Raw genomic sequence first — 17,637 nt, 5'->3', positions numbered from 1 at the left:
TCGCGGCGCCCGCCTCCGCGGCCGCCCCAGGCGGCGCGCGCGGGGCTTGGAGCGCGCAAAACCGCGCGATTCCAGGCGTTTTTTGACGCTCTCCGGCCCGCGCCGGCGCCGCGCCGCCGCCCTTCCCGGCGGCTGGTTCCCCCTCTGGCGCACCGCTCCGGCGCGGTCTTTCAGGGGTCCGCGCGATGCCCCGTCTCAGAAATCGCTATTTCTCCCCGCAGTTTTGTCTTTTTTTGTCCTGTGTCGTGTGTAAGGTTCACTGAGGCTGTGCGCGGCGAGGTGTCGCGCGCGAGCTCATGTCCGAGGAGAGTGCCATGGCAAGTAAGAAGACGGCCGGGGGCGGCGCGAAGAAGACGTTGAGCAAGAGCGGCCTGATCCAGGCCATCACCGAAGCTGCCGGTGATGAGCTGAGCCGCAAGCAGGTCAAGAACGTTCTCGAGTCCCTCATCACGATCGGTCATCGCGAGCTGAAGAAGTCGGGCGTGTTCACGCTGCCCGGCTTCGCGAAGTTCCGGGTGGTCAAGCGCCCTGCGACGAAGGCGCGCCAGGGGATCAACCCGTTTACCAAGCAGCCGATGACCTTCGCCGCGAAGCCGGCGAGCAAGTCGGTCCGCGCTCGGCCGATCAAGGCCATCAAGGACGCGCTCCTGTAGTCTTACGGGATCTCCCAGCGGAGCGCAGGGCGGCCACGGAGACGTGGCCGTTCTTGCTCCATGGCCTCGGCGCGCCATCGCCGGGGCGGCGGAAGGGCGCCCAGCGCGCGCGGCGGGGCGGCCGCGGGGCGCGCCGGCGACGCGCGCCGCCTTCCGGGGGGCCGGGCGGCTCGATGCCGCCGCCGCCCCCGCGGCGAGGTCAGCTCACTTCTTGCGGCTGTAGGCCTGCGCCGCCACCGGTCCCGAGCCGGTGCGCGCCTTGACAACCAGCTTGGCCGTCGCCGCGATGGGGAACGGCCATTGGTAGCAGCTCTGCTTGGCTCCGATGGCGGCAGTCGGCCCGGTGTCCGAGTCGACGGCGAGCACCGGTTTCAGGTTGAACGCAGCGAGCCCTGGCTGTCCTCCGGCGTTCAGGTCGAGCTCCAGCTGGACGTCCACCTCGGTGACGGTGGGGAGCGCCTGCGCCAGGAACGTGTAGCAATTGCCGGGCTGAAGCATGAAGGTCTGCCCCGAGGTCGTCTGTCCCTCGGGCACCACGCTGCAGACGGGCGCCCCTTCCGGCTGCATCTTCGGCGCCTCGCCGGCGGAGCGGCCCTGGAACATGGTCGTCATCGCGAGCGACTGGACTCCATCGCAGGGCGCCACCGTGGGTACCGCGACCGGGGGCAGGCCGGCGTCCGGGGGCGGCACGGACGCTGTCGGCTGCGGGGGCGGCGGCGTCCCCGCGTCCGGGGCGTCGTCCGCGAACTCCGACTCCTTGCTGCTGCCGCCGCAGCCCAGCGCTGCCACCGACAGCGCCAGGAGCACTGCTGAACCCAACGACCTACCCGTCACCGTCATCTGCGGCCTCCTCGCGCACAGCCCTGCCGCACGCCGCGGCCCCTCGTTGGGATAGCTGTGCTCGTGGCGCTCATACACCCGCCAGGGGGCGGGGGCTATGTGCGAGGCGTCTCGCGCGGCTCAGCCGGCGGCGCGAGCCTGCAGGCAAGCCGGCGCGGGCGGTCGGCTGTTCGCGCCGTCGCGCCGCTCAGCCGCCGGACTCGCCAACGAACTCGCGCAGGATGCACATGCGCGCAATGAGCAGCGCCTCGGGTCGGATCGCCTGATCGAGGTACGCGGCAGAGTTCGCCTCCACCAGCGACTCGCGCAGCATCCCTTGCTCCAGGAACGTGACCGCGCGTCCGAGGTGCAGCCGCGCCCTGTCGGCCGCGAGCCCCATGCCGGCGCTCGCCAGCATTTCTCGTTCCAGGAACCACTGAGCAAACTCTCCGGGACGATCGAGCTTCGCTCGGGAGCCGTGGTCGGTCATGCCGTAGGCTACCTCACTTTTTGACCCGGGCCAGCCGCGCCTGGCCGCAATAACCCGGGAAATCATGGCAGAAGCAGCATCAATCCGTCGGATGGACGCGATGAAAGCGAGGGCGTGCCACGTCCAAAGCGACATCCGGCGGACGGACCTGGAGCTCGGTTGAGCGGGCTTCGGGGGGCGTGTCGGGGAGCTCCTGCGAGCGACCCGTTGCGTCGCGAGCCCGTCAGTGAGATTGAACGCGGCGTTCTGCCGGAAATTCGAGGAGGTTCTTTTGCTCCGTACGATTGGCGTCTTGCCCGCCCTGGTCCTCACCGCCGCCCTCGCTGCTGGTTGTCAACAGCGGGAGGCGTCCACGCCGCCGCCGAACTACGCGAACCAGCCCCCGCCCGGCTACTACCAGCAGCCTGGATATCAGCAGCCGGGGTATCAGCAGCCCGGGTACCAGCAGCCGGGGTATCAGCAGCCCGGGTACCAGCAGCCGGGGTACCAGCCCCCCCCGACCCAGCCGGCTCCCACGCAACCGGCCCCCACGCAGCCTGCTCCGACGACGACGCAGCCTGCCCCGACGGCGCAGCCAGGCGGCTTTCCCTGGCCGTTCCCGCTCCCGGGCCAGCAGACCGGCGGGACGGGCGGGCAGCAGCCGGCCCCGAGCGGCGGGAGCAGCTCCGGCAGCGCGTCGGCGATCGATCCGAACCTCGCCTCCGCCGCGACGATCCCGCTGAACAACCTCGCCGCGACCGAGGCGCCCGGCATGACGAAGGAGGGAGGGCCGATCGCGGGGCAGTTCAGCGCCGGACAGACCCTCGAGCAGCAGATCCAGCTGATGCCCGGCAAGTGCTACACGATCGTCGGCGTCGGCGCGGGGATCACCGAGCTCGACATCAGCCTCGTCGCGCTGACCCCGATCCCCATGGGCTCATCGGTGCTGGCGCAGGACAACTCGAGCGGCGCGAACGCCGCGCTCGGCGGTCGAGGCAACTGCTATCGCTGGTCGCTCCCCGTCGGCATCAACGCCAAGTACATCGTGAAGGCCACCTCCGGATCGGGCGTCGCCGCCGCGCAGCTCTACGTGAAGTGACGCCGCCAGGGCGCCGGGGACGCCAGGAGATCGCCCTCCCCGGCGTCCTCGGGTCTCGGCCACAAAAGCGCCGAGGACGCCAGGAGATCGCTCTCCGTGGCGTCCTCGGTCGCGTCGCCGTGGCTCGCAGCAGCGTCGGCTAGAGCCGGATGCCGGGCGCCGGGAAGCCGCGGCAGAGCTCCGCGACCTCGGCGGCGATGCGCGCGATGCGCGCCTCGTCGTTCACGTTCTGCGCCACCTCATCCATCCACGCCGCGAGGCGCTCCATCTCGGCGACGCCCATCCCGCGCGACGTCACCGCCGGCGTGCCGATGCGGAGCCCCGACGGGTCGAACGGCTTGCGCGGATCGAACGGGATCGAGTTGTAGTTCGCCACGATGCCCGCACGATCGAGCGCCTGCGCGTACGGCTTGCCCGCGATCCCCTTCGGCGTCATGTCGATCAGCAGGAGGTGGTTGTCGGTCCCGCCGGTGATGAGCCGGAAGCCGCGCGACTCCAGCGCGCGCCCGAGCGCCTGCGCGTTCACCACGATCTGCTTCGCGTAGGCCCGGAACCCTTCCTCCGAGGCCTCCTTCGCCGCGACCGCGATGGCCGCGGTCGTGTGGTTGTGCGGGCCGCCCTGGAGGCCGGGGAACACCGCCTTGTCGATCGCGCCCGCGTGCTCCTTCTTGCAGAGGATCATCGCGCCGCGCGGGCCCCGGAAGGTCTTGTGCGTCGTCGACGTCACCACGTCGGCGATGCCCACCGGCGACGGGTGCACCCCCGCGGCCACGAGCCCCGCGATGTGCGCGATGTCCGCCGCCAGGATCGCCCCCACCTCGTCGGCGATCGCCCGGAACGCGGCGAAGTCGAGCGTGCGCGGGTACGCCGTCGTCCCGCACCAGATGAGCTTCGGCCGGTGAGCGCGCGCCAGGTCGCGGACCTGATCCAGGTCGATGCGGTGATCGCTCTCGCGAACCCCGTACGGGACGCTCTTGAAGTACTTCCCGGTGATGCTCACCGACCAGCCGTGGGTCAGGTGACCGCCCGCGGGCAGGCCGAGGCCCATGATCGTGTCGTTCGCCTGCGCGAACGCGAGGTAGACGGCCAGGTTGGCCGGGCTCCCGGAGTAGGGCTGCACGTTCACGTGGTCGGCCCCGAACAGCTTGGCCACCCGCGTCCGCGCGAGCTCCTCCACGACGTCGATCTGCTGCTGACCCTCGTAATACCGCTTGTGCGGGTACCCCTCGGAGTACTTGTTCGTCAGCACCGAGCCCGTCGCCTCGAGCACCGCCCGAGACACGTAGTTCTCGCTCGCGATGAGCCGGAGCGTGTCCGCCTCCCGCCGCTCTTCCAGGCGGATCAGCTCGGCGATCTCCGGATCGACCTCGTTGAGCGCCCGCAGGCCCTGCACTTCGCTTGTCACGCTCATACCTCGAACTCCCCGCGTGTGAGGATGTCGGTGACGCGCCAGAGGAACGAGTTCGCCAGCACCCCGTCGATGATGCGGTGGTCGTACGACAGCGCGAGGAACATGACCGGATGGATCGCGATCGAGTCCTCCTTGTCCTTCGTGACCACCACGACGCGCTTCTTGATCTCCCCCATCCGGAGGATGCCCACGTTCGGCTGCGAGATGATCGCGCCGCCGAAGAGGTTCCCCTTGAGGCCGGGGTTCGAGACCGTGAAGGTCGTGTTCGCGAGATCGTCGGCCGTGATCTTGCCGGACTTCGCGCGGCCGGCCAGCTCGTCGATGCTCCTCGCGATGCCCCGCAGCGACAGCTCGTCCGCGTGCTTGATGCTCGGGACGATGAGGCCGCCGGGCGTGTCCACCGCCACGCCGAGGTTGACGTCGCGCAGCACCACGTACGAGTTCTCGAGCACTCGAGCGTTGAACTCCGGGTGCTCGCGCAGCGCGCGGACGGCCGCGGCGCAGATGAAGGACAGGAACGTCAGCGACACGCCCGCCTTCTTGAACTCGTCCTTGTGGAGGTCGCGCAGCTTCGACGTCTCGTGCAGGTCGACCTCGGCGACCGTCACCACGTGCGGCGACGTCACCTTGGAATAGACCATGTGGTCGGCGGTGATGCGGCGGCGCCGGCTGAAGGGCACCACCTTGTCGCCGGGCTTCGGGGCGTAGGGCGGCACCTTGTACGCGCCGTACCCGACGCCGGGCACCGGCGGCACGAACCCGCCGCTCGCCTGGATGAGCTGCGAGAGCTCCGCGGCCGCGCTCGCCGGCTGGGCCGCCGCGCTCGGCTGAGGCGCCGGCTCGGCCGGCGCGCCGTGCGCCGCGCGCATCACGTCGTCGCGGGTGATCCGGCCGTGATCGCCTGTCCCGTGCACGTCGCGCAGGTCGACGCCCGACTCGCGCGCGAGCTTCTTCGTCGACGGGCTCGTCAGGGGGCGGGCGCTCTCGTCGTGTCCGTTGCTGCCGGGCGCCGGAGCGGCGGGCCGCGCTTCGGACGGCGCCGGCGGCGCGCTCGCGCGCTGAGCCGTCGCCTGGGCCTCGCCCTGCGCCGTCTCGTCGATCCGACAGAGCAGACCTTCCTTGGCGACGACGGTGCCCTCGGCCACCGCGATCTGCGAGACACGACCCGCGACGGGCGCCGGGATCTCCGTGTCGGCCTTGTCGGTCGCGACCTCGAGCAGCGGCTGCTCGCGCTTGACGAAATCGCCCTCGCGCACGAGCCACCTCGAGACGGTTCCCTCGACCACGCTCTCACCGAGCTGTGGCATGCGGACTTCGACCATCGCTTCTCGCGCCTCCAACGCGCGCCGCCGTGAGCGCCCGTTTCACCTCTCCGGGCAAGGCGGCAGGGTCGTATACGCCGCCCGCCCTTCGAGAGCAACGACACAGTGTTCGTCCGGTGTGTATCCTTTTGGGGCCCCAGCCGGTACAAGGGCCCCGTGCGTGACGCCGCGCCGGATGCGACCGCAGCCCCCGTCCCCCTGGCCCCCTCGAGCGAGAGCGCGCGCGAGCCCCTCGCCGCCGGGCCGCCGCGCGTCGTGGGGGCGCGGGCGATCCGGGCGGCCTCGCTCGTCGTCATCGCGTTCCTGCTGCTGCAGGTGCTGACCTACGGCTACGGCCGCGATCAGGGCATCTACGCCATGGTCGCGCGCGCGCTGCTCGACGGCGGCATGCCTTACCGCGACGCGTTCGACTTCAAGCCGCCCGGCATCTTCCTCATCTACGCGCTCGCCCGCGCCCTCTTCGGCCCCGCGCAGTGGGGCATCCGCGTCCTCGAGGTCCTCGGCCTCGCCGGCATGTGCCTCGCGATGGCGTCGCTCGCCGCCCGCCTGTTCGGCGACCGGCGGATCGGGGTCGTCGCCGCGGCGCTCGCCGTGCTGGTGCACGCCCAGCTCGATTTCTGGCACACGGCGCAGCCCGAGTCGTTCGGCGGCATGCTCACCATCGCCGCGCTGCTCGTGGCCACGCCGCGCGGCCGCGACGGCGCGCCCCGCCCGGCGCCGCGCGGCGCCGCGCTTGTCGTGTCGGGCGCGCTCTTCGGCGCCGCCGGCCTCCTCAAGCCGCCCCTCGCCGGGGGCGGCGTCGTGCTCGCCGTCGCGCTGGCCGCGCCCGCCCTCGCCGAGCTCGCGCGGCGCGGCTCGGAGCGGGCCGCCGCCCGGCGCCGGATCGACGCCGGTCCGACCGCGATCCAGGGCGATCCGGCGCGCTCTGCGCCGCCCGCGTCCGGGCCTGTCCGCTCGACGGCGGCCGCGCTCCTCTGGGCGGCGCTCCGGCCCGCCTTGCTCATCGCGCTGGGCGGCGTGCTCCCCGTGCTCGCCTGCGCCGCCTGGTTCGCCCTGAGGGGCGCGCTCGGCGATCTGCGGGAGGTCCTCTTCGTCTTCACGCCGCACTACACAGCGCTCGGGTGGCGCGGCGCGAGCGTGCTCGGCATGGCGTGGTACGGCGTCTGCGAGTGGCTCGTCCACTACTCCGGCCCGCTCGCGTTCGGCCTCGCCTGCCTTGTCGCGCTCCACCCCGAACGCCGCGAGCGGGCGGGCGTGGCGCTGCTCTCGGGCGTGATCGCCATGCACCTCGTCGGCGTCGTGATGCAGGCGAAGTTCTTCCCCTACCATTACGGCGCGACGTGGCCGCTCACCGCGATGCTCGCCGCGCTCGGCCTCTGGAAGGCGTGGCGGCGGTGCACCCGGTCCGGCGCGAAGGCGGCCGCGGCGGCGCTCCTCGCGGCGCTCGTCGCGACCGCCTTCGCCCGCTCCGCGACCAAGGACGTCGCCGACGACTACATCGAGCGCTGCGCCAAGCGGATCGCGGTGCTCGCCACCGGCGCGAGGGACCAGGCGCGCCTCGACCGCCTCGCGTCGGTCGCCGACGTCAACGCCGCGGCGAACCGGGAGGTCGCCGCGTGGCTGCGCGAGCGCGTCGCGCCGGGGCGCCCCGTGTTCGTGTGGGGCTTCGAGCCGGTGATCTACGATCTCGCCGATCGCCCGCCGGCGACGCGCTACCTCTACAACGTCCCGCAGCGCGCGGCGTGGGCCCGGCAGGAGGCGCGCGACGCGCTGATGCGCGACCTCGCCGCGCGCCCGCCGGCCGCGATCGTCGTCGAGCGCCACGACGTCTTCCCCTCGGTGACCGGCGACGTGATCGACTCGCGCGACACGCTGAACGGGTTCCCCGAGCTCGCGCGGCTCATCGAGGAGCGCTACGAGCTCGCCGTGAGCATCGAGGATTTCGAGATCCACCTCGAGCGCTGAGCCCCGGAGCCCAGCGCCGGGCGGCGGCGCGCTGCCAGCTGCGCCGCGCCTTCAGGGGCAGGGGAGGGTGTTGGGCCTGCGCGGGGTGGGCGCCGCCGCCCCGAAGCGGCGGCCGTCGCGGAGGCCGTCGGCGCAGCGCTGGATCGACTGCGTCTGCGAGCTCGCGCCCTCGCTCACCTGGACGCGCCCCGGAGCGCTGGAGATCAGGGCGTTCAAGAGCTGGGTGTCCGGCTCGGCCGCCGGTCCGTAGACAAGCGCGTCGATGAGGTGCGCCGCCGTGGCCGGCGTGGACGTGGGGAACTCCGCGGGCAGCCCCTGGTACAAGGCGACAGCGTTCGGGCCGTTCTGCAGGGTGTTGGTCGGGAAGACGAGGGCGGGCGTCGGTGCGACGCCGCTGTTGCCGACGAGCAGGAGCCCGCCCACGTCCGTCGTGGCGTTGAGCTCGATCGCGCTGTAGGAGCCGCCGGCGGCCCCGTTGTAGAGCACGAGCGTGTAACCGGCGAGGTTCACGTACCGCCAGCCCGTGCTGATCTCGATGAACTCGAGCACGTCACTGCTGTCCGGCGTGTCGGCGTCGACCTCGTTGATCTGGAGCTGGATCACCGTCACCGGGAACGACGTCGACCGCGCCCCCGGCCGGTTCACGACGATGTTCGTCGGGCCGCTCAGCGTCGCGTCCGAGAGCGCGGGGATCGTGATCTGCGTGTCGGAGTCGATCGTGAAGGGCTGCGCCACGAAGCCCACGGTCACCCCCGTCGCCCCGGTGAAGCCGGAGCCGGTGAGCACGAGCGCGCCGCCGACGGCGATGACCGGATAATCGACGGAGGTCACCCTGGCCGGGGCTCCGCACGCAGGGCAGGAGCTGCCGCCGCAGTCGATGCCGCCCTCATCGCCGTTGTGCCGGCCGTCCTCGCACGAGGCGGCCTGGCAGACGTAGTCGATGCAGACCTGGGTCGGGCAGTCCGAGCCGACAAGGCACTGCACGCAGACCCCGGCGGGGTTGCACATCCCGCCGTCGGCCAGGGAGCACCGGGTGCCGGCCTCGACCGGGTCGTTGATCGGCGAGCCATCGCGGCAGGAGTCGACCGTGCACTGGCTGTGGTCGTCGCGCAGGTCGTCGTCGTCGTCGACCTCCGTGACCGCGCCGCCACCGTCGCAGACGCGCTCGCGACAGTCGCCGGCCATCTGCTCCTTCACGGGCGTCCCCGAGGCCACGGGCTCGGTCGTGCATCCACCGTCGATGCACCTCGCGATCGCGCACTCGCTGTCAGGCGCGGGGCAGTCGGCGTCGCCGGTGCACGGGACGTCGCCGCCGCTGCCGCCGGAGCCATCGATGCCGCCCGCTCCGCCGTCCCCGCCGGCTCCAGCGTCGCCTCCGTTGCCTCCGTTGCCATCGACTCCGCCGGCGCCACCATCGCTCCCGCCGTTGCCACCGCCGGAGCCACCATCGCCACCGCCGGAGCCACCATCGCCACCGCCGGAGCCACCGCCGCCGTCATTGCCGCCGGAGGCACCGACGCCGCCCCCTCCGCCCGTTCCTCCCTGTCCGCCGCTCCCTCCCGTGTTCTCATTGGTGAGGCCGCCATCGGGCCCCGTCTGGCAGCCCGCGGTGGCCACCAGCGAAATGCTCAACGCGAGCGCGGATCCGTAACGAATCGATCTCGAAGTCATTGACCACCTGTGTGCAGATTGGCAGGGGCGCTCGGGCTCTCGACGCTTCCCGCGCTGCCCCGCGCGCAGGAGCGAGCGGGAGGGCGTATCCTAGACGCACGGGACGCCCGAAGAAAGCGCCGCACCGCCGCGCGCCGCTTCGGATCGCGCTGGCCTGGCGGGCGCCGCGCTGCGCTGCGTCCGCCGCGCAGCAGCTGTCCTCGCGCGCTCCCTCGGCCGGGCAGGTGGGGAGCAGCCCGCTGGCATGCTCGTTGATGGATCTCGAGCGCGGGGTTGCGCTCCGCTGCGAGCGGGGGCGAGCACGGCGCCCCGGTCGCGGCGCGGCGACCGAGGAGCATAGAGCATGCGGATCGCGATCGTTTCCACCCCGTTCATCCGGGTGCCTCCCTCCGGGTACGGAGGGACCGAGCTCTTCTGTCACGAGCTGGCCGAGGGGCTGTCGGCGCGTGGACACGAGGTCACGCTCTTCGCGACGGGAGATTCGGTGGTCACCTGCCGTCGCCGATCCCTTTACGGGAGCCCGAGCTGGCCTCCGGCGCCGGAAGACGAGGTCAACCACGTCGCCTGGGCCTTCTCGGAGATCGCGCGCGAGGACGGGTTCGACGTGATCCACGTGAACAGCCCGATCGCCGTCCCGTTCACCCGCTTCGTCCGCGTCCCGGCGGTGCACACCCTGCACCACGCTCCCTGCGGCGAGAGCTCGCGCATCTACGCGCGCCACCCGGAGGTCGCGTACGTGGCGATCAGCGCGCGGCAGCGCGCCCTGGAGATCCCGCTGCCGCGCTCGTGCGTCATCCATCACGGCGTCACGCCGGCGCATTATCCGCCGAGCCTGAGCGACGAGGGCTACCTCGCCCACCTGGGCCGCTACGCCGAGGAGAAGGGGACCCACCTGGCGCTCGACATCGCGAGGGCCGCGGGCCTGCCGATCAAGCTCGCGGGGCGCGTGCACCCCAAGGACCAGATCTATTTTCTCCAGGAGGTCGCCCCGCGCCTCCGGGAGAGCGGGATATCGGATCTCGGGGAGATGGGCCACGACCGCAAGGTCGCGCTCCTGCGCGGGGCCCGCGCCGTGCTCTGCCCGCTCCAGTGGGAGGAGCCGTTCGGGCTGATCGCCATCGAGGCCATGCTCTGCGGCACCCCGGTGCTCGGCTTTCGCCGCGGCTCCTTCCCCGAGATCGTCGACGAGGGCGTCACCGGCTACCTGGCGCCGCCGGGCGACCTGTCGCGCCTCGCCGCGCTCGCGGCGGGCCTCGCCCGCTTCGATCGCGCCGCCTGCGCGCGCCGCGCGCGCGAGCGCTTCAGCAGCGCCGTGATGGTGGGCAAATACGAGGAGCTCTACCGGACCGTGACCGGCCCGCGGCGCGCCGAGGGCTCCCGGGCGGCGTGATCGCCGCGCGGGAGGTCGAGGGGCTCAGTTGTCAGTTGACCTGCGGTGGGATGGCCACCTGGCACTCGTTGGCTGGCGTCATCCATTTGATGGCGTTCAGCCAGAAGCGCTCGACCTGATACTCGGGATGCTCGACCCACTCGCTGTTGTAGGTGATCCACTCGTCGCCCCAGACAAGGACCCGGCCCTCGCCGACCTCCAGCGCCTTCAGCACGTCGTAGCCGTCGCCGGTCGCCAGCGTGGCGCCCTCGCCGACCACCGGGTAGCCGGTGTCCACGCCGACAGCCTCGATCCCGTCGAGCACCGGATGCCCTCCGGTCCACTCCGTGATGGGGACCGTGGCGCCGCCTCGTCTCGGGAGGATCTGCGCTGCGTCGTAGCTGACGCCGAGCGGAGCGAGCAGCGTGTTGACGTTCGCGCGCTCCCGGGTCTGGCCGTATCCGATCAACGTCATGAGGCCGCCGCCCTTCGAGATCCAGTCGCGGAGCGCCTCGACCTCGGCGTCCGAGTACGTGCGCCCGATGTCGCTCACGTCCTGGATGACGATGACCTGGTGCTTTGCGAGCTCCTCCGCGGTGAGCTCGGCGCCGCCCAGGCCGACGGCGCCGTTGATGCTGCGCTCGTTCAACCAGGACTCGAAGACGTCGCCGTCGCCCCACTCGCCCGGCTCGCCCAGCGTGGCGATGCGGAGGCAGTCGCAGATGCCGTCGCCGGCGACGTCGACATCGTCGACGATGCCATTGCCGTCGTTGTCCAGGCCATCGCAGGCGTCCTCGCTGCTGGGCGCGCCGCTCCCCGAGCTGCTGTTGCCGCTGCCGGCGCCCGTGGCCAGGCTGCCGAAGTCGTCTCCGCCGCTGCCCGAGGCCACGCCCCCGAGGTCGTCTCCGCCGCTGCCCGTGCTGCCCGTGCTGCCCGTGCTCCCCGTCGTGCCGCCGCTGTCCCCGGCGCTGCTGGGGTCGCCAACGCTGGAGCACGCGGCCGCTTGCAGCGCCGCGGCGATGCACGCGACCCGCAGCAGATGTCGGACCGGAACCCGACCGAAGGACGAGAGGCGAGATCTCGAGTTCATGTCTATCTCCAAGAAGTCAGGCGTTGATGGCGGCGGACCCTGGCGAGCCGCCGAAAGCACCAGAGCGAGGCGTCATGGTGTCTTCCGGGCGGGGCTTTGCGCAACGCGAAATAGCGGTCTCATGACAGACATTGGGGTCGACCGTGTGTGCCATGGCCTCGTGGTGTGACGTCGCACCGTGAAGCGCTGTAAATTTCAAGCCCGACGCGGTCTTCCTCAGGGTTGCACGAGCTCGACGCCGCTGAACTCGATCGGAAAGGTGATGACGGTCGTCACCCCGCCTTGCGGCGAGGGGAACTGCATCTTCTCGAAGGTATCGGCCACGCAGCGATCGACCTGCTGATTCTTCGCCGTCGACCTCACCACGTCCGCCCTGTTCACCCTGCCGGTCGGGCCGATCGTCGCCTTGACGGTCACCTTCCCCGTGAACTTCGGCGAGCTCTTGACGCCGATCTTGTAGCACTCGTCGAACAGCTCGCCGTGCTTCTCCACGACGTCGCGGACCTGCGATTCGGAGATGTCGCCCCCCAGCGTGCCGGTCGCGGTGGCCGCGCCGGGCCTCACGTTGCCGTCAGGTCTCGAGGTGGCCCGCGGCGGGGGCGCCTCGACCGGCGTCGCCGCCGCGGGGGCCTGCGCGTCCGGCGGGGGCGCCGCGGGCTTCGGCTCCGGGGGGGCCGAGGTCGTCGGCTCCGGGGACGCCGAGCCGGTCGGCCCGTCCGACGCGGGCTGCGTCGGCGACTGGGCGGCTGGCGGCGGGGCGCCGCAGCCCGCCGCGAGCGCGAGGATCAGAACCAACCCTGTTCGGCGAGAGCTCATGCCCGAAGCTAAAACCCGAACGCGGGGCCGTGTCCACGGGGATAGCGGCGCTCGCTCAGCGCAGCCGCAGGACCTCGACCTCCGACGCGCCGCCGCGATCCACGAGCTTCGGCGCGCGGCCGCGCTCGCGCGCCGTCATGGACGCCCAGAACACCTCCGTCCCTGGCCGCTTCCGGATCGGCACCGGATCGGCATAGAGGAAGCCCGTCCTCCAGCGCTGCGGCGAGATCGCCGTCGGCAGTCCGACCTCGCGGACGACCGGGTCCGCCATCGTCGTGGACAGCGGGGCGCGCTCGACGACCCGGGAGCGCACCGCGAGCACCACGTCGCTCGCCGCCGGGCCCCCCGCGCGCACGAAGATCGTGAGGAGCGAGCGGGCGCCCTCGTGGAACGTCGTCCCGAGCAGCTCCGTGCCGTCGTCGAACCGCGCCCCGATCGGCGCGAGCGCGGCGCTGATCTCCGCGAAGAGCGCCGCCGCGCGCGCGCCGTCGCCCGCGGCCAGCGCCATGTTGTGCGCGATCCGCTTCTGATCGAGCGTCTCCGGCGGCGCGGCCGGCGGCTCCGCCGGCTGTCCGAAGTGCGCGCGGAGCTCCCACGTGAGGAACGGATCCGGCACGATCTCGCGCTCGGGCTCGGTGCCCGAGATGAGGTACCAGGCGATGAGCCCCGGCTCTCGCTCGCGGAACGAGAACGCCTCGATGCCGCTCGCGCCGCTTGCCGAGAGCGTGCGCGCCCCGGCGCCCGCGCCGAGCGCCCAGAACGGGCCCACCGCCGTCACGTCGAAGCGCTGCGCGAGGCTCGCCTGATCCCGGTCGAGCATGAACCGCGAGTCCACGAGGTAGGCGCCGCGCGGCGGCGCTTCCTTCGGCGGGGGTCGGTTGGGCGTCACGACGCGCCCGCCGAGCGCCCAGACCTGGGCCCAGGTGGCCTTCATGCCCTCGTGCATCGCGACGGGCGCGTCGGTCGGCGTCCCCGGCAGCCTCGGCGCGAGCCATCTCAGGAACGCCGTCTTCGCCCCGTCGGAGTCGATGAGGTGCCCCCGCTCGTTGAAGCGCCCGCCTGTCTCGCGCGCATAACGCAGCGCCGGGAGCCCGTCGCGCAGGATGGCGGCGAGCGGCACGAGCCACAGCGCGAGCGCGGCGAGCGCCGGCCCGCCCGACGGCGCGGCGAGCGCCGGCCCGCCCGACGGCGTCGCGACCCGGGCGGCCTGCCGCGCGGCGGCCGCGCGCTCCAGGAGCGCCGCGCCGGTGTCGACGAGGGCGGCGGCGGCGAGGGCGAAGTAGGCCGCGAAGTAGTGCGGCCAGAAGATGTGGATGTCGGCGCCTTGCCGGAAGACGACGTACTGCACCGCCGCGGTCGCGAGGTAGAGCAGCGGCAGCGCGTCGTGCTCGCGCCGGAGCAGGGCGAGCCGCGCCGCGCAGACGATCGCGGCGAGCTTTCCGGCGGCGATGGCGATCGGCGTGAACGAGAGCTCGAGCCAGTACCGCCGGCTCTCGAGCACCTTGCCGAGCGGCTCGGCGTTCCCCGAGGAGCGGAGCCCGTAGCTCGTCAGCAGGTCGCCGAGCTTGCCGGCATGCTGGAAGAGGGCCAGGTAGAGCGCGGCTGTCAGCGCGGCGATCGAGGCGGTGAGCACCCACCACGCGGCGTAGCGCCGCTCGGGGAGCGGGCCGAAGACGCGCCTCGGGAGCAGGTAGGCCCGGATCGCGCCGAACGCGAGCAGCCCGCCCGTGAGCACGAACGCGGGCCAGTCGGCGTGCATCCCGAGCGCGAGCCCGAGCGCGCTCACCGCGAGGTAACGGCGCCTGGATGTCTGTAACAGGCGGACGTAGCCGAAGAGCCCGAGCAGCGTCCAGGCCATGACCGGGACCTCGAGCGCGTTGAAGTTCGCGAACGACAGCGTGATCGGCAGGACGACGAACGACGCCGCCGCGGCGGCCCCCGCGGCGGGGCGGTAGACGCTCCGGCCGAGGGCGTAGAGCAGGGGCGGCGTCGCGGCGCTCAGCAGGACGGCGGGCAGGCGGCAGATGACGTCGTGCCGCCCGAGGACCTTCATGAACGCGGCCGTCGTCCAGAAGATCCCCCACGGGTGGTGGCAGTAGTACATCCCGGGCGGCGGCCGGCTCGCTGTGTACTCCCACACGGGCCCGGGGATCTTCCAGCGGAGCATGTTCTCCGCGATGATCCCGACGCTCGCCGACGACGCGTAATGTCCGGCGAGGACGGGTCCGAACATCTCCCACGCCGCCGCGAGCGCGAACCACGCCGTGGCGAGCGCGGTGACGGCGAGCGCCGCGCGGGCCTCGCGGCGGGACGCGGCGGGGAGGCCGCGCAGGTCGGTCGGATGGGGGGCGAGGCGCGGGGGCAGCAACGTGGGCGCAGCCTATCTCGTCGGCGGCGCCGCGCGGGCAGGTGCAGCGCCGAGCAGCGGGCGCCGCGCGCCGCAGCGGCGCGGGTCGATGCGCGCGCCCCGGTCGGGTAGGATGGGGCATGTCGACCGAGGCGCACAGGCAGGTCCATCGGCGGGCGCACCGTGACGGCAAGGAGCGTGATCCGACGTTCTATCCCGTGGAGAAGAAGATGGGGGAGGACTCCCTTCAGACGTGGATCGTGGAGCTCCTCCGCCCTCTCATCGAGCGCTGGTACGAGGCGCTCGGTCGGCCGAGGTTCGTTGGGGCGGACCAGTTCATCTATTATCGGCAGTTCGACCCTTCCAGGGTCGTGGCGCCGGACGTGTACGTGCTCCCTGGCGTGCCGCCGGGCCGGCGCGTGCGGAGCTGGAAGGTGTGGAAGACGGGCATCGCCCCGAGCTTCGCGCTCGAGGTCGTCTCGTCCGACGAGCCTTACAAGGACCACGTGGACGCGCCCGAGCGCTACCGGGAGCTCGGGGTGAAGGAGCTCGTGATCTTCGATCCCGACTGGGAGCGGGGCCGCGATCGGGTGCGATGGCAGCGCTACCGGAGGCTGAAGACGCGCGGCTTCGTCCGGGTGGAGACGACGAACGTCGATCGGATCCACGCGCGCGTGCTCGGCTGCTGGCTGCGGGTGATCGGCGCTGGCGAGGAGGCGCGCCTCCGGCTGGCCACGGGGCCCGAGGGCGAGGAGCTCTTCCCGACCGCCGCGGAGGCGGAGCGCGCGGCGAAGGAGGCCGAGCGCGCGGCGAAGGAAGCGGAGCGCGCCGCGAAGGAGGCTGCGCTGGAGCGCGTGGCGGCGCTCGAGGCCCAGATCGCGAGCGCCGCGGGGGCGAGGGGCAAGGGACCCGGGGCGCCGTGAGCCTCGCGCGGCCCGCGGCCGTTCAGGCCCGGAGCAGCGTCACCCGCCGGCCCGACGGCGTCCGGGCCTCCTCGATCCGCGTGCGCGCCTCGACGTCCCCCGCCGCGGCGCGGCGGTCGAACAGCACGAGCACGCCCTCGTCGAGGCCGAGCTGGGCGAGGTAGCCGTCGAGCTGCGCGAGCCCCTTCGGCGTGGGATCCTTCTCTCCCTCGCGCCAGACCTTGAGCTCCAGCGCCGCGCGCTGCACGGCGCGTGACCCGTCCGGCGCGCGGTAGGGCCACCGGATCAGGAGGTCGATCCTCCCCCGGCCGAGGCCGTACTCCCGCTCGATCAGCCCGCCGCCGTTCACCACCCGCTGCAGGAAGGCCATCAGCACGAGCTGCGGCGCGACCTCGTGGTAGCCGAGGTTGCCGGAGAGCGCCTCGCCGTGCTCCCTCCAGAAGGCGGCGAACTCCCGGAGCAGGCGCGCGACGTCGAGCTGGCCGTCGGGCAGCACGAAGCTCCTCGGCTCGGCCAGGATGACGGGCTCCACGTCGCCGGCGAGCACGCGGGCGATGACCTCACGGTAGATCGGGTTCGCGATGCGCGCGGGGTTGTCCGGCGCGATGAGCCCGAGATCGCGGGTGTACTGGAGATCGTCCTGGTAGGCGTCGCCGACGATCGCGAGGGTGCCCGAGAGGATCGGCTCGAGCACGCGCCGGACGCGCGGCTCGTGCAGGCGGGCGACGAGCGAGTCGAGGTGGGTGGCGCGCGCCAGGATGAGGCGCTCCTTGGCCGTCTCGACGTGCGCCGCGGTGATCGGCTCGCTCGCGGGCACCGCGAGCTTTTCCACGATCTCGCGGGCGAGCGCGTTGACGAGCCACGGCTGCCCGGCCGTGAGCGCGATGGCCCGATCGACCGCTTCTTCAGCAAAGACCTGGCCGGTGTCGGCGGTGTGCTGGCCATAGAGCTCGCGCACCTCGTCAGGGTCGAAATCGCCGAGCTTGAGGGACTCGAGCTTGACGTTGAACGGGCTGGCCGTGCCGAGGCGGCCCGGGTCGCCGCCGCTCGCCGCCTTGTACTCGCGCACGTCGCGCAGCCCGCAGAGCACCACGGCGGCGGGAAAGTCGGCGGGGCGATCGGGAAAGCCGGCGCGCAGCTGGCGCAGCACGCTGAGGAGGCTCTGGCCTCGCAGGGCGTCGATCTCGTCGAAGAGCAGCGCCAGCGGCCGCGGGCAGGCGCGGGCCCAGGCGCGCAGCGCGATCTCGATGCGGTTGCCCTCCGGGGCGTCGGGGAAGGCAGGCGGATGCAGCGCGGGGGGAAGGGTGAGCTCGGCGCGCGCCCGGAGCGAGCTGAGCAGGATGCGCTCGGCCGCGCCGTAGTCGTCGCCCGCCGCCTCGCCCGCCTCGCAGGAGAAGTGCAGCGCCCCCCAGCGGCCGGAGGCGGTGAGCTGATCGGCGAGCGCGCGGAGCGCCGTGGTCTTCCCCGTTTGCCGTGGCGCGTGGACCACGAAATAGGCGCCTTGCTCCACCAGGCCGGGCGCTTCGGGCAGGCGCCGTTCGGCCGGGATCATGTAGTGCAAATCGGGGCGGCAGGGGCCGGCCGTGTTGAAGCGGCGTGCCATGCGCGCAGCTTGCGTCCCGGAGCCGGGTGGCCGCAAGGGCCGCGCGGCGGCGTTGGCCTCGCGGCGCTGGCGTCGTCGAG

The 17,637-nt window shown here is 72.5% G+C and carries 14 protein-coding genes; 5 read left to right on the top strand and 9 right to left on the bottom strand.

The genetic code is table 11. The features are described from left to right. Positions 1-314 precede the first annotated feature (314 nt). Positions 315-653, top strand: a complete 339-nt coding sequence (locus WMF45_RS36130; protein ID WP_012239209.1) for an HU family DNA-binding protein — start codon at positions 315-317, stop codon at positions 651-653. Between the two features lie 204 nt (positions 654-857). Here the strand turns inward: WMF45_RS36130 and WMF45_RS36125 are convergent, their stop codons facing one another. Together WMF45_RS36125 and WMF45_RS36120 are read right to left on the bottom strand one after the other, a co-directional pair. Further along, positions 858-1,472: a hypothetical protein gene (locus WMF45_RS36125; RefSeq protein ID WP_437710130.1), complete on the bottom strand. Its 615-nt coding sequence runs from the start codon at positions 1,470-1,472 to the stop codon at positions 858-860. A 208-nt stretch (positions 1,473-1,680) separates the two neighbouring features. Then, complete coding sequence (locus tag WMF45_RS36120; protein ID WP_437710128.1) at positions 1,681-2,028, bottom strand: hypothetical protein; 348 nt, start codon at positions 2,026-2,028, stop codon at positions 1,681-1,683. A 205-nt stretch (positions 2,029-2,233) separates the two neighbouring features. On the opposite strand from WMF45_RS36120, the gene WMF45_RS36115 reads away from it, so the two are divergent. Beyond that, on the top strand, positions 2,234-3,040 hold the full coding sequence (locus WMF45_RS36115; protein ID WP_437710126.1) for a hypothetical protein: 807 nt from the start codon (positions 2,234-2,236) through the stop codon (positions 3,038-3,040). Between the two features lie 139 nt (positions 3,041-3,179). On the opposite strand, the gene glyA is transcribed toward WMF45_RS36115, so the two are convergent. Together glyA and WMF45_RS36105 are read right to left on the bottom strand one after the other, a co-directional pair. After that, the gene (gene glyA, locus WMF45_RS36110) at positions 3,180-4,451 is read right to left on the bottom strand and encodes a serine hydroxymethyltransferase (protein ID WP_437710124.1); all 1,272 of its coding nucleotides are present in this window, start codon (positions 4,449-4,451) and stop codon (positions 3,180-3,182) included. Then, positions 4,448-5,773, bottom strand: a complete 1,326-nt coding sequence (locus tag WMF45_RS36105) for a dihydrolipoamide acetyltransferase family protein (protein WP_437710122.1) — start codon at positions 5,771-5,773, stop codon at positions 4,448-4,450. Before WMF45_RS36105 ends, glyA begins: the two co-directional genes overlap by 4 nt. 156 nt (positions 5,774-5,929) lie before the next feature. On the opposite strand from WMF45_RS36105, the gene WMF45_RS36100 reads away from it, so the two are divergent. Further along, positions 5,930-7,738, top strand: a complete 1,809-nt coding sequence (locus WMF45_RS36100) for a glycosyltransferase family 39 protein (protein ID WP_437710120.1) — start codon at positions 5,930-5,932, stop codon at positions 7,736-7,738. Between the two features lie 51 nt (positions 7,739-7,789). Here the strand turns inward: WMF45_RS36100 and WMF45_RS36095 are convergent, their stop codons facing one another. Continuing rightward, the gene (locus WMF45_RS36095) at positions 7,790-9,370 is read right to left on the bottom strand and encodes a hypothetical protein (RefSeq protein WP_437710118.1); all 1,581 of its coding nucleotides are present in this window, start codon (positions 9,368-9,370) and stop codon (positions 7,790-7,792) included. A 382-nt stretch (positions 9,371-9,752) separates the two neighbouring features. Between WMF45_RS36095 and WMF45_RS36090 the strand changes: the two genes are divergently transcribed. After that, the gene (locus WMF45_RS36090; protein ID WP_437710116.1) at positions 9,753-10,799 is read left to right on the top strand and encodes a glycosyltransferase family 4 protein; all 1,047 of its coding nucleotides are present in this window, start codon (positions 9,753-9,755) and stop codon (positions 10,797-10,799) included. A gap of 31 nt (positions 10,800-10,830) precedes the next feature. Here WMF45_RS36090 and WMF45_RS36085 read toward each other — a convergent pair whose 3' ends face one another. The 3 genes from WMF45_RS36085 to WMF45_RS36075 form a co-directional block, all read right to left on the bottom strand. After that, the gene (locus WMF45_RS36085; RefSeq protein WP_437710114.1) at positions 10,831-11,868 is read right to left on the bottom strand and encodes a hypothetical protein; all 1,038 of its coding nucleotides are present in this window, start codon (positions 11,866-11,868) and stop codon (positions 10,831-10,833) included. A 216-nt stretch (positions 11,869-12,084) separates the two neighbouring features. Next, the gene (locus WMF45_RS36080; RefSeq protein ID WP_437710112.1) at positions 12,085-12,684 is read right to left on the bottom strand and encodes a TonB family protein; all 600 of its coding nucleotides are present in this window, start codon (positions 12,682-12,684) and stop codon (positions 12,085-12,087) included. A gap of 55 nt (positions 12,685-12,739) precedes the next feature. Then, a complete protein-coding gene (locus WMF45_RS36075; RefSeq protein ID WP_437710110.1) occupies positions 12,740-15,052 on the bottom strand; it encodes an ArnT family glycosyltransferase in 2,313 nt (770 codons plus the stop codon). A gap of 119 nt (positions 15,053-15,171) precedes the next feature. Between WMF45_RS36075 and WMF45_RS36070 the strand changes: the two genes are divergently transcribed. Further along, positions 15,172-15,954: a Uma2 family endonuclease gene (locus WMF45_RS36070; protein WP_437710108.1), complete on the top strand. Its 783-nt coding sequence runs from the start codon at positions 15,172-15,174 to the stop codon at positions 15,952-15,954. A gap of 22 nt (positions 15,955-15,976) precedes the next feature. On the opposite strand, the gene WMF45_RS36065 is transcribed toward WMF45_RS36070, so the two are convergent. Beyond that, positions 15,977-17,557, bottom strand: a complete 1,581-nt coding sequence (locus WMF45_RS36065; RefSeq protein ID WP_437710106.1) for an ATP-binding protein — start codon at positions 17,555-17,557, stop codon at positions 15,977-15,979. Positions 17,558-17,637 lie beyond the last annotated feature (80 nt).

It is taken from the genome of Sorangium sp. So ce448, from assembly GCF_051520915.1.
Lineage (GTDB): Bacteria > Myxococcota_A > Polyangia > Polyangiales > Polyangiaceae > Sorangium > Sorangium cellulosum_B.
Note: the sequence above shows the minus strand (reverse complement) of the source record. Positions and strands in the feature narration are given on the sequence as shown.